General features: G+C 66.3%; 16 protein-coding genes and 2 tRNA genes. 4 read left to right on the forward strand and 14 right to left on the reverse strand.

The window, feature by feature from the left end:
- Window positions 1–308 precede the first annotated feature (308 nt).
- Entirely contained in the window at window positions 309–1151 is an 843-nt protein-coding gene (locus AiwAL_RS12985; RefSeq protein WP_235703365.1) for a lytic transglycosylase domain-containing protein, read from the forward strand.
- Window positions 1152–1158: 7 nt separating this feature from the next.
- On the opposite strand, the gene tolB is transcribed toward AiwAL_RS12985, so the two are convergent.
- The 12 genes from tolB to AiwAL_RS13045 all read right to left on the reverse strand — a co-directional run bounded on the left by tolB (window position 1159) and on the right by AiwAL_RS13045 (window position 10955).
- Window positions 1159–2574, reverse strand: coding sequence for a Tol-Pal system beta propeller repeat protein TolB (tolB, locus tag AiwAL_RS12990; RefSeq protein WP_262312819.1), 1416 nt, complete (start codon window positions 2572–2574; stop codon window positions 1159–1161).
- A gap of 31 nt (window positions 2575–2605) precedes the next feature.
- Window positions 2606–3568 (reverse strand): cell envelope integrity protein TolA, encoded by a 963-nt coding sequence (locus AiwAL_RS12995; RefSeq protein ID WP_262312820.1) that lies wholly within the window; start codon window positions 3566–3568, stop codon window positions 2606–2608.
- A 35-nt stretch (window positions 3569–3603) separates the two neighbouring features.
- A complete protein-coding gene (gene tolR, locus AiwAL_RS13000) occupies window positions 3604–4047 on the reverse strand; it encodes a protein TolR (protein ID WP_235703367.1) in 444 nt (147 codons plus the stop codon).
- A 1-nt stretch (window position 4048) separates the two neighbouring features.
- Entirely contained in the window at window positions 4049–4765 is a 717-nt protein-coding gene (gene tolQ, locus AiwAL_RS13005) for a protein TolQ (RefSeq protein ID WP_235703368.1), read from the reverse strand.
- Window positions 4766–4767: 2 nt separating this feature from the next.
- Window positions 4768–5235 (reverse strand): tol-pal system-associated acyl-CoA thioesterase, encoded by a 468-nt coding sequence (gene ybgC / locus AiwAL_RS13010; protein ID WP_262312821.1) that lies wholly within the window; start codon window positions 5233–5235, stop codon window positions 4768–4770.
- Between the two features lie 5 nt (window positions 5236–5240).
- The gene (gene ruvB, locus AiwAL_RS13015; protein WP_235703370.1) at window positions 5241–6281 is read right to left on the reverse strand and encodes a Holliday junction branch migration DNA helicase RuvB; all 1041 of its coding nucleotides are present in this window, start codon (window positions 6279–6281) and stop codon (window positions 5241–5243) included.
- Window positions 6278–6889, reverse strand: a complete 612-nt coding sequence (ruvA, locus tag AiwAL_RS13020) for a Holliday junction branch migration protein RuvA (protein ID WP_262312822.1) — start codon at window positions 6887–6889, stop codon at window positions 6278–6280. Before ruvA ends, ruvB begins: the two co-directional genes overlap by 4 nt.
- Entirely contained in the window at window positions 6886–7392 is a 507-nt protein-coding gene (gene ruvC / locus AiwAL_RS13025; RefSeq protein ID WP_235703372.1) for a crossover junction endodeoxyribonuclease RuvC, read from the reverse strand. The genes ruvA and ruvC overlap by 4 nt, the downstream gene beginning before the upstream one ends.
- Window positions 7393–7406: 14 nt before the next feature.
- Complete coding sequence (locus AiwAL_RS13030) at window positions 7407–8156, reverse strand: YebC/PmpR family DNA-binding transcriptional regulator (RefSeq protein WP_235703373.1); 750 nt, start codon at window positions 8154–8156, stop codon at window positions 7407–7409.
- Window positions 8157–8225: 69 nt separating this feature from the next.
- Window positions 8226–9380, reverse strand: a complete 1155-nt coding sequence (locus AiwAL_RS13035) for a glycosyltransferase (protein ID WP_262312823.1) — start codon at window positions 9378–9380, stop codon at window positions 8226–8228.
- Window positions 9381–9530: 150 nt separating this feature from the next.
- Window positions 9531–10718 (reverse strand): MFS transporter, encoded by a 1188-nt coding sequence (locus AiwAL_RS13040; protein ID WP_262312824.1) that lies wholly within the window; start codon window positions 10716–10718, stop codon window positions 9531–9533.
- A gap of 161 nt (window positions 10719–10879) precedes the next feature.
- Window positions 10880–10955, reverse strand: a tRNA-Asn gene (locus AiwAL_RS13045).
- A 122-nt stretch (window positions 10956–11077) separates the two neighbouring features.
- Here AiwAL_RS13045 and AiwAL_RS13050 point away from each other — a divergent pair.
- A tRNA-Leu gene (locus AiwAL_RS13050) sits at window positions 11078–11161 on the forward strand.
- Between the two features lie 4 nt (window positions 11162–11165).
- Here the strand turns inward: AiwAL_RS13050 and AiwAL_RS13055 are convergent.
- Window positions 11166–13910, reverse strand: coding sequence for a glycosyltransferase family 2 protein (locus tag AiwAL_RS13055; protein WP_262312825.1), 2745 nt, complete (start codon window positions 13908–13910; stop codon window positions 11166–11168).
- A 367-nt stretch (window positions 13911–14277) separates the two neighbouring features.
- On the opposite strand from AiwAL_RS13055, the gene rpmI reads away from it, so the two are divergent.
- Window positions 14278–14481 (forward strand): 50S ribosomal protein L35, encoded by a 204-nt coding sequence (gene rpmI / locus AiwAL_RS13060; RefSeq protein ID WP_235703377.1) that lies wholly within the window; start codon window positions 14278–14280, stop codon window positions 14479–14481.
- Window positions 14482–14493: 12 nt separating this feature from the next.
- A complete protein-coding gene (gene rplT / locus AiwAL_RS13065) occupies window positions 14494–14850 on the forward strand; it encodes a 50S ribosomal protein L20 (RefSeq protein WP_235703378.1) in 357 nt (118 codons plus the stop codon).
- A 10-nt stretch (window positions 14851–14860) separates the two neighbouring features.
- Here the strand turns inward: rplT and AiwAL_RS13070 are convergent.
- Window positions 14861–15637: glycosyltransferase (locus AiwAL_RS13070; protein WP_262312826.1), on the reverse strand; the 777-nt coding region annotated here is incomplete at its 5' end.

Raw genomic sequence — 15637 nt, forward strand, 5'->3', positions numbered from 1 at the left:
GAAGGGAATGCGCGGCGGCCGGATCGGCCGATGAGCTGGCGGATTATTTCCGCCATCAAAAAAAATGGCGACGCTCGCGCGCCGCCAAGTTTAGGGAGGAAACGTCCAAGAAAGCAAACAAGCGAACAAGTCGCTGTTGCCTGACCTATATAGCTGCGCGCCCTGCCCGGCGCAAGAACTTTTTTGCAGTGCAGCATCGCGTTCCATGCGCGCATATCTCCCTGCAATTTCCGTATTTTGCCGCTCATCGGCAGGATTTTCGGCGAAAAATTACCCAGTATTAACCTGTCGAGCGGATAATTCGGCGCATGTCACGGAAGGGCTTTCGCGGCCTCGCGCTGCTCACGGTGCTCTGGCTGATGTCCGGGGGCGCCGCCATGGCCCTGCCGTCCGGGATCGTGCCGGCTCTCGCGCCGGTGACCGATCCGTCCGCGCTCTGCGCCGCCGCGATCGGCATGGCCCAGCGGATCGCGAATACCCCGGCCGGATTGCTCAATGCCATCGCGACGGTCGAAAGCGGGCGGCGCGACCCGGAAACCGACCGGCTGGAACCCTGGCCCTGGACCATCGACGCCGACGGTAACGGGCATTTCTACCCGACCGAGGCGGCGGCGATCGCGGCGGCCTCGGCATTCCAGCGCCAGGGCGTTGCGTCGATCGATCTCGGCTGCATGCAGATCAATCTGCAGCATCATCCCGGCGCCTTCGCGACACTGGCGCAAGCGCTCGACCCGGCGGCGAACGCCCTTTACGGCGCGCAATTCCTGCGACGGCTGAAATCCCGTCTCGGCGGCTGGCCTCCGGCTATCGCCGCCTATCACTCCGAAACTCCCGCGCTCGGCCAGCCCTACGAGCAGAAGGTGCTCGCCGCGTGGCAGGGTAGCGCGTCCGCGCCCTCGCTCATCCCCGCCGTATCGGCCATTCCGAAGCCTGTGGTCGTGCCCGATACCGTCGGGAAATCGCCACCGCCCGGTGCGATCGCGTTGCGCCATTATGGCGCCGGCGGGTTCCAGTTTTCCGCATTGCACGGTCACGGCCAGATCATCCCGATCGCGATGCCAAGCTCACGCGCCGCCCCGATCGGCGGAATCGGGGCGCGCGGTCTCGCCGCCTATCGCGCCGCGCCGATCCCGATCACGGGTGCCAAATGAAGCACCCTCAAGACAGCAGCGGTCCCCAGGACGGATCGGTGGCGTTGGTCGGTGTGGGGGTGATGCGCTCGTTGAACCCGTCGGTGCCGATCGTCACCAGATGGGACACGTTGCCTACCCGCAGCGGCGTCTGGCGATAGAACATGATCACCCGTCCGTTCGGACAGAAGCTCGCACCTTCTTCGAGATAGCCTTGCGACAGGATGCGTTCGCCCGACCCGTCCGGCTTCATCACGCCGATGCCGAATCCGCCCGAACCAAGCTTTGTGAAAGCGATCATATCGCCGGTCGGCGACCAGTCCGGTTCCGCGTAGCGGCCGCTGCCGTAGGAAATCCGCTGCACGTTCGAGCCATCCGCGCCCATGACGAACAATTGCTGATCGCCCGATCCGTCGCGGTCCGAATTGAACACGATTTTCGAACCGTCCGGGCTGTAGGACGGGGTCACGTTGATCGAATTCGCGTCGGTCAACTGGGTTATCCGCCGGCTGCCCAGATCGTAGCGCACGATCATCGCCCCTCCGCCGCGTGTGACCGACAGTAGCAGGGATGCTCCGTCCGGGCTGAAGCGCGGGCCGATGCTCATTTCGCCGAAATCACCGACCATGCTGCGCGCGCCGCTTTGCAGGTCGAACAGGAAGACGCGCGGCCGGTTGCTCTCGAAGCTGACGAAGGCGAGCTGCTGGCGCGTCGGGTTGAACTGCGGCGACAAGGCCATCCAGCGCCCGGAGGTCAGGAACCTTGTGTTCGCGCCGTCGTAATCCATGATCGCCATGCGCCGCGTCGGGCTGGTCGGCGGGCCGGATACCGAAATATAGGCGACACGGGTGTCGAAATAGCCTTTTTCGCCGATCAGTTGCTGATAGATGTCGTCGGCGATGATATGGGCGATGCGCCGCCAGTTATTTGCCGTCGTGGTATAGGCGGTGCCCTGCAACTGCTTCTGCTGGGCGATGCCCCAGAGCCGATATTCGACGCGCACTTGCCCGCCGCCCTGGTCGGTCACATTGCCGGTCACCAGCGCCTGCGCGCCGAGAATGCTCCAGTTGTTCCAGACCGGCACGCCGTTCGCGAGCGAATTCGGCACGAAGCTGGTCTGGTCGATCGAGCGGAACAGCCCGCAATGATCGAGATCCGACGTAATGACCTGGGCGATCTGGTCGCCGACCTCGGACGTGCCGGCACTCGCATTGGTGAAAGCCGGCAGAGCGATCGGGATCGGCGCATTATGCGCGCCCGAGACATTGATCGCGTTGCTCGGACCGTTGCCGGAAGGCGCGGTTTGCGCACGCGCGAATCGCGGCAGGATCAGCCCGGCCGCACCGGCGCCGATCATGAATCGGCGCGAGATGGCGGGCAGCCGCTCGACCAGCGTGTCCGGCAGGCGCGGGTGTGGGAAAGGCGTTGGGCGATTTGTCGTCATCGAGCACCTCTGTTCAAGGATATCGGCAATTTCATGGCGTGAATCGGAAAATGAAGGTGTGAACCGAGCCCAGCATATAGGGCGGCAGCGGCAGCTTGGCACATTGATAGTTCTTCACCGCATCGACCGCGCGCTGCGCGTAGGCGGCGAAAATCGGGTCGCCCAGCTTGCCCTGATCCTGCGAGGCCACGCGCGCTTCGCGTACCACGCCGGAAGCGTCAGTCACCACCTGCAGCAGCACGCTGAAATGCGAAACGCCGGGCGCGCCCGCGTCGATCCCCCAGCATGGCTGCACCTCGCTGCCGATCGCGTTGCGGTCCGCCGCCGACAGGCCGGAATTCGCCGTGCTCATCCGCGTGCCGCCGCCTTGCGGCGCGCCGCCCTGTTTCGGGTTGTAGCGCGCGGTCGGCGCCTTTTTCTGCTTTTCCAGCGAACGCAGCTTGGCGATGGTGTTCAGCACCGACTGGCTCATCGGCGCCGGCGTCTTGACCACGTGCTTCTGGCTGGTCGGGCTTTTCTGCGCCGGCGTCGGCGGCTGTTTCTTGGGCGGCAGCGGCAGTTTCTTCGCCGGCTTCACCTCGGTTTTCTTCTGGGGCGGATGCGGCGGTGGCGGCGGCGGCGTGGGCAGCGGCGTCGGCGCATGTGTGGGCGGCGGCGGCGGTGGCGCGGGTGCCGGCGGGCGCGGCAGTTTCGGTTCCTCGTGCGGCGCTGGCGGCGGCGGCGGTGGCGGCGGGGGTGGCGCGATCTTCGGCTGCGGTTTCGGCTTGGTCTTGGCCAGATGCGCCTTATGGACCGTGCGCGTATTGGCCGGCGCCGGCACTTTCCCTTTGTGCAGCGCCTGCTGCGGCACATGGGGCCCGATGATCGTGACATCGACCGCGGCCGATGGCGGCGCGTTCAGCTTTTCCGTCGGCAGGGCGAGGATCGCGAGCAGAATGATCGCGAGATGCATTGCCGCCGAAACGATTGCGCTTCGCCGCAATCGCGGTTCCATGGCCACGGTCTTTCAGCGCTCCGCCGAGATCATGGTCAGCGCCGCGACGGGGTGGGCTGCTGGGCGAGCAGGGCGACCTTGTCGAACCCGCCATCGGTGATGGTCGCCATCACTCTCAGCATGGTGCCGTAGGAGACGCTGGTATCGCCGCGCACGAACACGCGCCGGTCGGTGTTGTTCTTGGCGATCTGCCGCAGGGTCGCCACCAGATTATCCAGGGCCACTTTCGAATTCTGCAGATAGACGTCGCCCGCCGCATTCACCGTGATGGTGATCGGCGTCGCGTCGGTATTGACCGGCTTGGCGTTGGCGTGCGGCAGGTTGACGTTGACGCCGGAGGTGATCAGCGGCGCGGTGATCATGAAAATGATCAGCAGCACCAGCATCACGTCGACCAGCGGGGTCACGTTGATTTCCGCCATCGGACGGTAGCGGCTGCGCCGGTTGCCGCGCTTGTTGTCGAGCAGACCGCCGGCCATGTCAGGCGCGCTCTTCGGACTGGCGCGACAGGATCGCGCTGAACTCCGCGCCGAAGGCTTCGAGCCGGGCGGCGACGCGCGAAAGGTCGGTCGAAAGCTTGTTGTAGGCGAGCACGGCGGGAATCGCGGCGACCAGGCCGATCGCGGTGGCGAACAGAGCCTCGGCGATGCCGGGAGCCACCACGGCGAGATTGGTGTTGTGCATCGCCGCGATCGCCGAGAACGAGTGCATGATGCCCCAGACCGTGCCGAACAGGCCGATGAACGGGGCGACCGCGCCGATCGAGGCGAGGAACACCATGTAGCGTTCGAGCCGTTCCATCTCGCGCATGGTGGTCACGCCCATGGCGCGATCGACCCGCTCGTTCACGCTGCTCCGGCTGACATCGGCGCCCGCGATCCGCGCGGATCGCCGCCATTCGCCCATCGCGGCGCCGAATACGGCGGCCATCGGGTGGCCGGGCTCGGAGCCTTCCTGCTCGTAGAGCTCGTCGAGGCTGCGGCCGGACCAGAATTTGTCCTCGAAGGCATCGGCGTCGCGATTGACCCGGCGGATGGTGATGGATTTCTCGATGATGATCGCCCAGACCCACACGCTGGCGGCGATCAGCAGCACCATGACCAGTTGCACGACGAAACTCGCCTGCAGAAACAGGCCCAGCAGTGACAGATTGGCTCCGGGCGCTGCGAGCCCCGCGGCGTTGACAGCCTGATCCACGTTCAAACCCCTTCCACGGCGATAGCGCCGCCTGCGATTTCATCCGCCCGCATCCGCACGAGCGCGTCGCGCACCGGCCCCGGCAGGCGCGCGGGCCGTCCCGTCGCGGCGTCGATGCAGGCCAGCACGAGATGGACCCGCGCCAGCGCCGCCGCCTCGCGCCAGATCACCTGCTCCAGCGTCACCCGCGCCGCAGCGATCCCCTTGACGTGAGTCGCCACGATCAGCCGGTCGTCGAGTCGCGCGGGCCGCTCATAGTCGATTTCGGCGCGGTGCACCACGAACATCCTGCCATGCGTGCGGATCATTTCCGCGTGTGGCACGCCTAGCGCGCGCAGCGCCTCGGACCGGCCGCGCTCGGCATAGCGCAGATAATTGGCGTGATAGACGATGCCGCCCGCGTCGGTATCCTCGAAATAGATGCGCAGCCCAAAGCGATGAACCCCGCCCGCGACGATGCCAGTGTCCATGCCGGTCACTCGAACGCCAGATCCTGCTGGCCGCCCGGCGCGGGCGGCGGTGCGAGACCGAGATGTGCCCAGACCTCGCGCCCGAGCATCCGCCCGCGCGAGGTGCGGGTGAGAAATCCTTCCTGGATCAGATAGGGTTCGACCACATCCTCCAGCGTGTCGCGCGGCTCCGACAGGGCCGCGGCCAGGGTTTCCACTCCGACCGGCCCGCCATTGTGATGCTCGGCGATGCGGCGCAGATAGCGCCGGTCCATCGCATCGAGCCCGCGCTGATCGACATCGAGCCGGTTCAGCGCCGCATCCGCCGCCTTGCGATCCACCGTCACCGTGCCGGCGACGGCGGCGAAGTCTCGCACCCGGCGGGTCAGCCGGCCGGCGATGCGCGGCGTGCCGCGTGAGCGCCGGGCGATTTCGGCGGCCCCATCGGACGTGAGATCCATATCCAGCAGCGCCGCCGCCCGCGTTACAATTCGAGTCAATTCTTCCGGGGTATAGAAAATCAGCCGCAGCGGAATGCCGAACCGGTCGCGCAGCGGGTTGGCGAGCAGGCCGGACCGGGTCGTCGCCCCGATCAGGGTGAAGCGCGGCAGATCGATCCGCACCGAGCGCGCCCCCGGCCCTTCGCCGATGATCAGGTCGAGCACGAAATCCTCCATCGCGGGATAGAGCACTTCCTCGATGGCGGGTTGCAGGCGGTGAATCTCGTCGATGAACAGAACGTCCCTCGGTTGCAGATTGGTCAGGATCGCCGCGAGGTCGCCGGCGCGCTGGATGATCGGGCCCGAAGTCGCGCGGAACCCGACACCCATTTCGCGCGCGATGATCTGCGCCAGTGTCGTCTTGCCGAGGCCGGGTGGCCCGTGCAGCAGCACGTGGTCGAGCGGATCGCCGCGCCCGCGTGCCGCTTCGATGAATATCGCAAGATTGTCTCGGCTGGCTTGCTGGCCGGTGAATTCTCCGAGAGTTTGCGGCCGGAGCGAGGCTTCCGGGCCGTCCTCCGCGTCGCGGCCGCCGGAGACTAGGCGCTGATCGTCGATTTCGCTCATCGCGCCAGCCTGCGCAGTCCGTCACGGATCAGCGCGTCGAGCGCCGCCTCGGCACCGAGTGCCGCGATGGAGGCGGCGAGCGCCTGCTCGGCCTCGCCGCGCCGGTAGCCGAGATTGATCAGCGCCGATAATGCATCGCCAGTCGCACCGGACGGTGCGGCCGCCACCGGAATCGCGTTGAGGCCGCCCACCGCCCCGACCGGCATCGCCAGCACGCGCTCGCGCAATTCGGCGATCAGCCGTGCCGCGAGTTTCGGTCCCACCCCCGGCGCGCGCGTGACCGAAGCGCGGTCGCCCGAGGCGATGGCCGCGGCGAGCCGGTCCGGCGGCAGCGCCGAGAGCAAAGCGAGCGCCACTTTCGATCCCACGCCCTGGATGGTGGTGAGCAGCCGGAACCAGTCGCGCTCCGCCTGATCGATGAACCCGTAAAGGGTGATCGCATCCTCGCGCACCTGGGTTTCGACCAGAACGCTCGCCCGCGCCGGCGGTGCGGGCAGGGCGGCGAGGCTGCGCGCGGAGAGAAACACCACATAGCCGACGCCGTTCACCTCGATCAAACAGCGGCCATCCTCGATCGAGTCCGCGACGCCGGTGAGCCGGCCGATCATGCGGCGGGAATCCTTGTCGCGGTTGCGAGGTGATGGGCATGACAGATCGCCACCGCCAGCGCATCGGCGGCATCGGCGCGGGTGATCGCCGCCCCCGGCAGCAGCCGCCGCACCATTAGCGCGACCTGGGATTTCTCGGCAGCTCCGGTGCCGACCACCGAACGCTTGACGGTTTTCGCGCCATATTCGGCAACCGGCACGCCCGCCCGCGCCGGCGCCAGCAGCACCACGCCGCGCGCGTAGCCGAGCTTGAGCGTCGCGGTCGCGTTGCGGTTTACATAGGTCTCCTCGACGGCGGCGTGATCGGGCATGAAGTCGGTAAGCAGGCGGTTCAATGCCGCGTCCAGCGCGCGCAGCCGCTCGGGCACCGAGGCATCGCCGTCGGTGCCGATCACTCCGTCGGCGATGTGGCGCAGCCGGTTGCCATCGGCTTCGATGATGCCGAAGCCGGTGAACCGCAGGCCCGGATCGAGCCCCAATATGCGCAGCGGGCGAATCGGCATTTCCGCACTATAGATCAGGCGGAGAGCGCCTGCATCACCGGCTCGGGAATTTCGAAATTCGCGTAGACGTTCTGCACGTCGTCGCTGTCGTCGAGCGCGTCGATCAGCTTGAGCACCGCGCGCGCGGCATCCTCGCCCAGCGCGATGCTGGTCGAAGGCCGCCAATCGAGTTTCGCGGTCTCGGGCTCGCCGAATTTCTGCTCCAGCGCGTCGCGCACCGCGAAAAACGCATCCACCGCGCAGGTGATTTCATGGCCGTCGGCGCCGCTTTCGACATCGTCGGCGCCGGCCTCGATCGCGGCTTCGAGCATATCGTCGGCACTCGCGGCATCGGCGGGATAGCGCACCACGCCGAGGCGACCGAACAGGAAGGCGACCGAATTGCTCTCGCCCAGCGCGCCGCCATGCTTGGAGAACGCGGCGCGGATGTCGGAGGCGGTGCGGTTGCGGTTATCGGTCAGCGCCTCGACGATGATGGCGATCCCCGAAGGCCCGTAGCCCTCGTAGCGCACCTCGGCGAAATCGTCGCCGCTGCCGCCGCCGCTGGCTTTCTTGATCGCCCGTTCGATCGTGTCGCGCGGCATGTTGGCCTGGCGCGCGGCGGCGCAGGCGGCGCGCAGGCGCGGATTGGCGGCGGGGTCGGGCAGTCCCTGCCGTGCCGAAACCGTGATCTCGCGGATCAGCTTGGCGAATTGCCGCGCCCGGCGCGCATCCTGCGCGCCCTTGCGGTGCATGATGTTCTTGAATTGCGAATGTCCGGCCATGTTCAGTCGTCGGTTTTCAGTTGTCGGTCATCAGAAAGACCGGAGCCATAGCAGCGCTCGTGCCCGATGTCAGGAGGTGACGATGGCGCGGATCGCCGCGGCAAGCCGCGGCGCGGTCGCCTGGAGCGCGTAATGTTCGGCGGCGCGCTCGCGCGCGGCGACGCCCATGGCGCGGCGGAGCGGAACATCGTCGCGCAGCCGGCGCAGCCGGTCGCACCACGCGGCTGCATCCCCCGCCAGAAATCCGGTGACGCCGTCCTGCACGATGGCCCGGTTGGCGCCGATCGGGCTGCCGATCGGTGCGCGGCAGGCGGCCATGTATTGCACGAGCTTATAGCCGGATTTGCCGCGCGCCCAGGCATCGTCGGGCAGCGGCATGATGCCGACATGGCACTGGCCGATCAGGTGCGCTTCGGTCGCCTCGCTCCAGGGCATATGCCGGCAGGTCACGCCGTCGATCGCGAAACCGGGTGCCCCGATCACCAGCAGTTCCAGCGGCGCCTCGGCGGCGAGCGTGCGCAGCGGCCCGGCGATGCTGGCGAGATAGGGTGCGGTGACCGGCGTGCCGATCCAGCCGACGGTGAACGGCCCGCCCGGCTCCCCGGCGATCGGATAATGGTCCAGATCGACCACGGTGGGCAGCAGCAATACGTTGCGTGCCCCGGCGCCGATCGCCCAGTCGCGCAGCGTCTCGTTGGCGACGATGGTGAGCGAGGCGCGCCGCAGCAAAGCGGGGAATTTGCCGCCGAGCAAAGTGCGCACCAGCCGGTTGCCCCCGCCGCCGTAGCGCAGGAACCAGGCATCGTCGAAATCGAGAATGAAATTTTTCTCGCCGAGCAAGGCGCGTTCCAGCACTGCCGGCAGGAACGGCAGCAATTCCTTCTCGATCCAGACGAGATCATGGTTTCGGATCGCGGCACGCAGCCCCGCCGCCCGGCCATAGGCGGCGAGAACCGGCTTCACGCGCGACCCGCCTTCATACAGCGCGCGGATATAGCCATCCGACAGGAACGGTCGCGCGGTGCAGGCGATGCCGAATTCCGCCAGCCTCGGCGCATATTGCAGAAGTCGCAGACGGCTGCTCGCCCCCAGCCGCCCGTAGCGCGTGGCCATCAGCACGCGCAACGGTGCGGACGGAGCACGCTCCACCTGTGACCGTCCCGTTTCGGTCACTTGGGTCGGGCCGGCTCGGTCAGCCCGGTCGAGATGAACGCTTATCGACATGATCCATCATGTGGGTAATGGCGCGAAAATTTCCGCCCCGGCGGCCGATCAAAAGCCGAATATCGAATGATTTCAAGAGGCGCTCGAAAATATTTCGAGTATGTGTCAAATATATTGATTTCGCCTCGTTTTGAGACGTTTTGAGCGTTCCTATGTCGCCTTGGCCGGTTGCGATGTTGCGACCAGCCATGCGGCGGCGACCAGCATCGCCGCGACCATCACGAACGGCGCGCCGGGCAGCCGCCAGGGAACATCGCGGCTGAACGCGTCGAACACTGCCGCACCGGCCAGCGGCGCCACGATCGCGGTCAGTCCCTCGATCGAGGACAGCGCGCCATTCATCCGCCCCTGCTGATCCGCCGGAATCGCACGCGACAGCATGCTGCGAATCGCCGGATTCGCGATCGAGCCGAGCGCGATGAAGATCACTCCGGCGAACATCCAGGCTGGGGCAGCGGCCAGGCCGAAGATCAGATAGCCGGCCGCGTTGCAGCAAAAGCCGATCAGCGCGGTACCGCGTTCGCCGAACCATCCCACGGCGTGCTTGACCAGGCCGAATTGCACGATCGAGGAGGCAATTCCCACGGCGGTGAAAAATACGCCGTTCTGGCGCGGTCCCCAGCCGAACCGGAGTTCGGCGTACAGCACGAAAACCGCCTGCAGCGCGCCAAGTCCGAACCAGCGCACGCTCCATGCGGCGGCGAGGCGCCAGAGCCGCGGTGCCGCCGCCAGAACGCGCATCGCGCCCAGCGGGGTCGCATCGCGCAGCCGCAATTCCCGTCGCCGCTCGGGCGGCAATGATTCCGGCAAGACGAATACGCCATACAATACGTTCAGCGCGACGAGACAAGCCGCGATCACAAACGGCAGGCGCAGATCGATCGCGCCCAGAAATCCGCCCAGCATCGGGCCCGCCATGAAACCGAGGCCGAAGGCCGCACCGATCATGCCGAACCGCTGCGCCCGCTGCTCCGGCGGGGTGATGTCGGCGATATAGGCGCTCGCCGTCGAGACATTCCCGGCGGTGGCGCCCGCGATCATCCTGCCGATGAACAGCCAGCCGATGGTGGGTGCCGCGGCAAGAAGCAGGTAATTCGCCGCGCTGCCGGATAAGGAAATCAGGATCAGCTTGCGCCGGCCGAATCGGTCGCTCAACTGGCCGAGCACCGGGGCCGCGAAAAACTGGGCCGCCGCGAAGGTCATGCTGAGCACGCCCACCCACAAGGCCGCGTGCGAGGGCGGCACATCGGCGAGTTTCTGGACCAGGGCAGGCAGGATCGGCGCGATCAGACCGAAGCCGAGCGAGTCGATCACCAGGACCGCGAAAATGAAGCCCATGATTTCAGGGGGACACTAGCAAACGTATGATTCTAGTGTGGTGGTTCCGAAGTTCCTAAAATCACCACCGCGAATACGTAGGAACTTCAGAACCAAAAACCACACTAAATTGTTTATTTGAAGCGGATGGCGGCCTGAAGCGATAGGCGCGGGCGGAAAACTGGCTCCCGGAGTAGGACTCGAACCTACGACCCAGCGGTTAACAGCCGCTTGCTCTACCAGCTGAGCTATCCGGGAACCGTGAACCGCGTCTTAGCCAAGCGGACCGGCGATGGCAACAGGCGGGAAACCGATATCGGCCATCCGCGACCCATGCGCTCTTGGGGCGGCGCGCGGCCTATGCTAAGGCGCGATCGGAAGCGAGAGTGGCGGAATGGTAGACGCACGCGACTCAAAATCGCGCGTCGCAAGACATGGGGGTTCGAGTCCCCCCTCTCGCACCATGTCCTAATCTTGTATCGTCATCCGGCGCGGGCGCGCCTTCTCGCGCATCGGCGGCAGCTTGGACGCGGCGATCTTCTTGCTCATGCCCACGGGCTTCTTGCCGTTCGCCTTCCGCGCAGCCCGGTCCTTCGGTGAAGGTTTCGCCGCCGCTCCCGGCCGGACCGGCGCGATCGGATAGGGGGTCGGCGTCGGGCGCGCGAGCCGCATTTCGTCCTGCGGATCGAGCCGGCGCAGATCGCGATACAGCCCGCCCTCGCGCGCGAAATGCCGGTTGTAGAACGGGTCGTGCGGCAGAACATGGTCCCAGCGGTCGCGCATCGCCTCGTTCTCGCGCATGAAACGCGACAATTTGTCCTCGTCGAGATCGTCGCCCCGGCTCATGCTCTCGCGATGTTCGCAGACCACGTCAGGCGTGAAGACGATCCGGTATCCCGCCTCCCTGATCTTGACGCAAAGATCGACATCGTTGAACGCGATACCGAGTTCCGCCGCGTCGAACCCGCCCGCCGCGTCGAACGCCGCGCGCCGCACCAGCATGCAGGCAGCGGTGACGGCGGCGACCTCGCGCGCCGCGATCGCATGGGCGATATAGCCGGGCGCCGTGCCGGGCAGGCCGCGGAACGCATGGTCGGCAACCCCGCCGACACCCAGCACCACGCCCGCGTGCTGCACTGTGCCGTTGGGGTAGAGCAGCTTCGCGCCGACCGCGCCGATCCGCGGATCGGCCAGCGCCTCGTTCAGCATGGTGCGCAGCCAGTTCGGATCACTCACGATCACGTCGTTGTTCATGAACAGGAGGAACGGATGCTTCACCGCCGCCACGCCGCGATTGTTGATCATCGAGTAGTTGAACGGCTCGGCGATCCGAATGACCTTGGTGCCCGGCAGATTGCCCTGTTCGGCGCAGAATGCCTCCGCATCCGCGCCCTGCGACCAGTTGTCGAGCAGAATGATCTCTATTTTCATCCCCCCGCTATGCTTACGGATCGCCTCGACGCATTGGCGCGTCAGGTCGATGTGGTTTCGGAACGGAATCAGGATCGACACGCCCGGATCGTCGTTCAGCCGGAAACTGGTCCGATAGCAGGTCAGCGCGCCGCGCCGCTCCACCTTCGCGGGCAGGTTGCGGCGCCTGAGGTGCTCGGCCACCGCGACCTCGCCGGCCAGCGCCGCGCGCGGCTTGGCGCTCGCGCCGGAGCCCGCCGTCGATTTCGGCGTGATCCGCCAGTGATACAGGATTTCCGGCACGTGGTGGATTTCGTGTGGCAATAGCCGCTCGGAAAGGCGGAGCAGAAGGTCGTGATCCTGGGCGCCGTCGAAGCGCGGGTCGAGCCCGCCCGCCGCGCGCACCAGCGCGGTCTCGGCCAGCACAAGATGGCAGATGTAATTGAGATCGAGCAGGAAGCGGTAGTTGAAATCCGGCTTGAAATTCGGCTCGGAAACATGCCCGTTGCGGTCGATCTTGTCCTCGTCGGAATAGAGCAATCTCGTGCCGGTCGCCGACTGGGCGCGCAGCATCACCTCCAGCGCGAACGGCTCCAGCATATCGTCATGATCGAAGAAGGCGACGAACCCGCCGCAGGCTTCGGCCAGCGCGCGGTTGGTCGCCTCGGCGATGCCGCCGTTCTTCGCCTGGGCGAAGACGCGGATGCGCGGGTCGAGGGCGGCGAGCTTTTCCAGCGTCTCGGTCAGCGCGTCGTCGCGGCTCGCATCGTCGACCAGAATGAGTTCCCAGTTCTGCCAGGTCTGCGCCCGCACCGAATCGATTGCGGCGAGAAATTCGCCGTGATCGGGCCGATAGACCGGGCACAGCACCGAAACCAGGGGCTCGCCCTCGATCGCGCCGTAGCGCGCCTCGGCGCGGGGCAGCACCAGTGGCGCATTCTGCCGCGCCCAGGCCGGATAATCGCCGAGCGACAGGCGTTCGGCCGGCAGCGCCGCCTTCAGCTCGCGGCGCAGATGATAGGCGTAGCGGAACAATTCGTCGGCGCGGTCGATCAGATTGGCGATGCGGGTCCGCTCCGCATCGGTCGGGATCGCGATTTCCAGCGGGCTGCCGCGCAGCTTCTGGCGCTCCGGCATAGCGTGGAAATCGAGCACCACGCTCTTGCCGTGGCGCAGCTCCGGCGGCACCGCATAGGAAAATCCGCAGGCCGGATCGGCGCCGAGCGCTTCGGCCACGTCGGCGCGGAATTCGTCGGCGGTCAGCTCTGCGATCGGCTGGCCTTTGGTCGAGATCAGCACCCGCACGCCGCCGGTCTTGGTTCTGCTGCGCTCGTCGATCCGCAGCACCCAGCCCTGGATCATGCCGTCGACCAGACCGTCGAGCACGCCGTCGATGTGCATGCGGCTGGTCAGGCAGAAATGCAGCTCCGGCAGCACGATGCCGCCGCGTCCCGGCAGATGGATCGGATCGCCGTCCAGCGTCGCGAACGAGAGCACGTGGCGCAGCCCGTCCTGGAACCGGAGCGGGATCATGTATTCGAAGCCGACTCGGGTGGAGGGCAGGTTGAGGGTCGCGACATCCGGCCGGTTGACGTCGCAGGTCAGCACCTCGACGATCTGTCCGTCGATGATCACCCGCATCGCGAGCGGCCGGTCCGGCCGGGTCGGGTCGAGGGCCCAGCCGGCCAGCGTTGCATCCTCGATCCGGTCCAGGAAGCCGAGAATCATCCGGCCGGGCCGGACCGGGCCGGAAGGCGCTTTGGCAACGCGGTCGGATTGCTGCGAAAAAGCGCGTTTCGCCATAGAGTTGCCCTGCCATCTGTGATTGTCCCATCCGCGCAACGGCATTACGCGGGCGTGTCGCGATGCAATAAATTGAAATTTCCGAGGGTTCAATTAATTTCATCGTAATTCAATGCGTTTATTTTTGGGATTTTTTCTCTGAATTTTTTTTGAAATTTGTTTTTGTTTGCGATTCTCTCGATGCGAGTACCGGGCTCGGCCGATCGGCGTGCCGGAACCCCCCTGTTGCCTTTCCCCGCGGTTCTGCGTATAGGCCGCGACTTCCAGCGCGATCGCGTCGCGAGACCGGGCCCATTGGCATGCCCGGCCGCACAACGCGCACCTTGGGCGCACCCGCGCTTCGGGCACGGACATCGAGGAGTATGAAATGCCGAAAATGAAGACGAAATCGTCAGTAAAAAAGCGGTTCAAGATCACCGCCACCGGCAAGGTCATGGCCGGTCACGGCAACAAGCGCCACGGGCTGATCAATCGCTCGCAGAAAATGAAGCGCACCAATCGGGGCATGATGGCCCTGCCCGAGCAGGACGGCAAAACCGTCAAGCAATGGGCCCCCTACGGTCTGGATTGAGGAGAGCGCAGCATGGCACGCGTCAAACGGGGTGTGACCACCCACGCTCGGCACAAAAAAGTTCTGAAACAATCCAAAGGCTTCGTCGGCCGCTCCTCTTCCAGCTACCGCATCGCGCTGGAGCGCCTGGAAAAGTCGCTGCAATACGCCTATCGTGACCGCAGGGTGAAGAAGCGCGAATTCCGCGCACTCTGGATTCAGCGGATCAACGCGGCGGTGCGCGAGCACGGCATGACCTACAGCCAGTTCATCGCTGCGCTGAAACAGGCGAATATCGAGCTTGACCGCAAGGTTCTCGCCGCGATGGCGTTCGACGACGCTGCGGGCTTCGCCGCCATCGTCGAGGCCGCGAAAGCCGCGCGCGGGTGAAAGTGTGACATCAGGCTGGTGCCAATACGGGCGACCGTATCGGCACCAGATGGTCCAGAAACAGCGAAGCGCAAGCCTGCCAGGAGAATTGCTCGGCGAATCTCCGGCACGCGCGCCGGTCGATCGCCAGTGCACCGAGTGCGGCCTTGTGCAAATCGTCGTCGAGCACGCCGACCGGCTCGGCTGCAGCGCCGATGACATCGCGCGGTCCGGCAACCGGGAAGGCCGCGACTGGCGTTCCGGCGGCGAGCGCCTCCAGCAGAACCAGGCCGAACGTATCGGTCCGGCTCGGGAACACGAACGCATCCGCGCTCGCGAAGATCGCGGCGAGTTCGGCGCCGTGCAGCGCGCCGAGGAAGCGGGTGCGCGGCCCCGAATGGCGCCGTTCCAGCCGAGCGCGCTCCGGGCCGCCGCCGACCACCAGCCTGGTTCCCGGCAGGTCGAGATCGAGAAACGCGGTCAGATTCTTCTCCACCGCCAGCCGGCCGACCGAGAGGAAAATCGGCCGCTCATAGGGCAGGGGCCCGGCGCGGCCGGGGTGGAACAGCGCCGCATCGACGCCGCGCGACCACAGGCGCGTATTGCCAAATCCGTGGGCTTGCAGTTCGGCGGCGAGCGAGCGCGTCGCCACCATGGTGCCGGAACCCTGGCCGTGAAACCGCCGCAGCCAGGCATAGGCGAGGCGCCGCGGCAGCGCGATCCGCGCCGCCAGATAATCGGGGAACCTTGTGTGATAGGCGGTGGTGAACTGCCATCCCGCCCGCCGCGCCAGCCGCGCCGCGGCAAT

The sequence above is a fragment of the Acidiphilium sp. AL genome, from assembly GCF_025499445.1.
GTDB classification, from domain to species: Bacteria; Pseudomonadota; Alphaproteobacteria; order Acetobacterales; family Acetobacteraceae; genus Acidiphilium; species Acidiphilium iwatense.

Excerpts from the sequence above, each read along its gene's own strand:
- rplT (WP_235703378.1), top strand. The coding sequence starts at position 14,494 with ATGGCACGCGTCAAACGGGGTGTGACCACCCACGCTCGGCACAAAAAA.
- AiwAL_RS13035 (WP_262312823.1), bottom strand. The coding sequence starts at position 9,380 with ATGTCGATAAGCGTTCATCTCGACCGGGCTGACCGAGCCGGCCCGACC.
- AiwAL_RS13030 (WP_235703373.1), bottom strand. The coding sequence starts at position 8,156 with ATGGCCGGACATTCGCAATTCAAGAACATCATGCACCGCAAGGGCGCG.
- AiwAL_RS13040 (WP_262312824.1), bottom strand. The coding sequence starts at position 10,718 with ATGGGCTTCATTTTCGCGGTCCTGGTGATCGACTCGCTCGGCTTCGGT.
- ybgC (WP_262312821.1), bottom strand. The coding sequence starts at position 5,235 with ATGGACACTGGCATCGTCGCGGGCGGGGTTCATCGCTTTGGGCTGCGC.
- AiwAL_RS12985 (WP_235703365.1), top strand. The coding sequence starts at position 309 with ATGTCACGGAAGGGCTTTCGCGGCCTCGCGCTGCTCACGGTGCTCTGG.
- ruvB (WP_235703370.1), bottom strand. The coding sequence starts at position 6,281 with ATGAGCGAAATCGACGATCAGCGCCTAGTCTCCGGCGGCCGCGACGCG.
- tolB (WP_262312819.1), bottom strand. The coding sequence starts at position 2,574 with ATGACGACAAATCGCCCAACGCCTTTCCCACACCCGCGCCTGCCGGAC.
- AiwAL_RS12995 (WP_262312820.1), bottom strand. The coding sequence starts at position 3,568 with ATGGAACCGCGATTGCGGCGAAGCGCAATCGTTTCGGCGGCAATGCAT.
- rpmI (WP_235703377.1), top strand. The coding sequence starts at position 14,278 with ATGCCGAAAATGAAGACGAAATCGTCAGTAAAAAAGCGGTTCAAGATC.
- tolR (WP_235703367.1), bottom strand. The coding sequence starts at position 4,047 with ATGGCCGGCGGTCTGCTCGACAACAAGCGCGGCAACCGGCGCAGCCGC.
- ruvA (WP_262312822.1), bottom strand. The coding sequence starts at position 6,889 with ATGATCGGCCGGCTCACCGGCGTCGCGGACTCGATCGAGGATGGCCGC.
- ruvC (WP_235703372.1), bottom strand. The coding sequence starts at position 7,392 with ATGCCGATTCGCCCGCTGCGCATATTGGGGCTCGATCCGGGCCTGCGG.
- AiwAL_RS13055 (WP_262312825.1), bottom strand. The coding sequence starts at position 13,910 with ATGGCGAAACGCGCTTTTTCGCAGCAATCCGACCGCGTTGCCAAAGCG.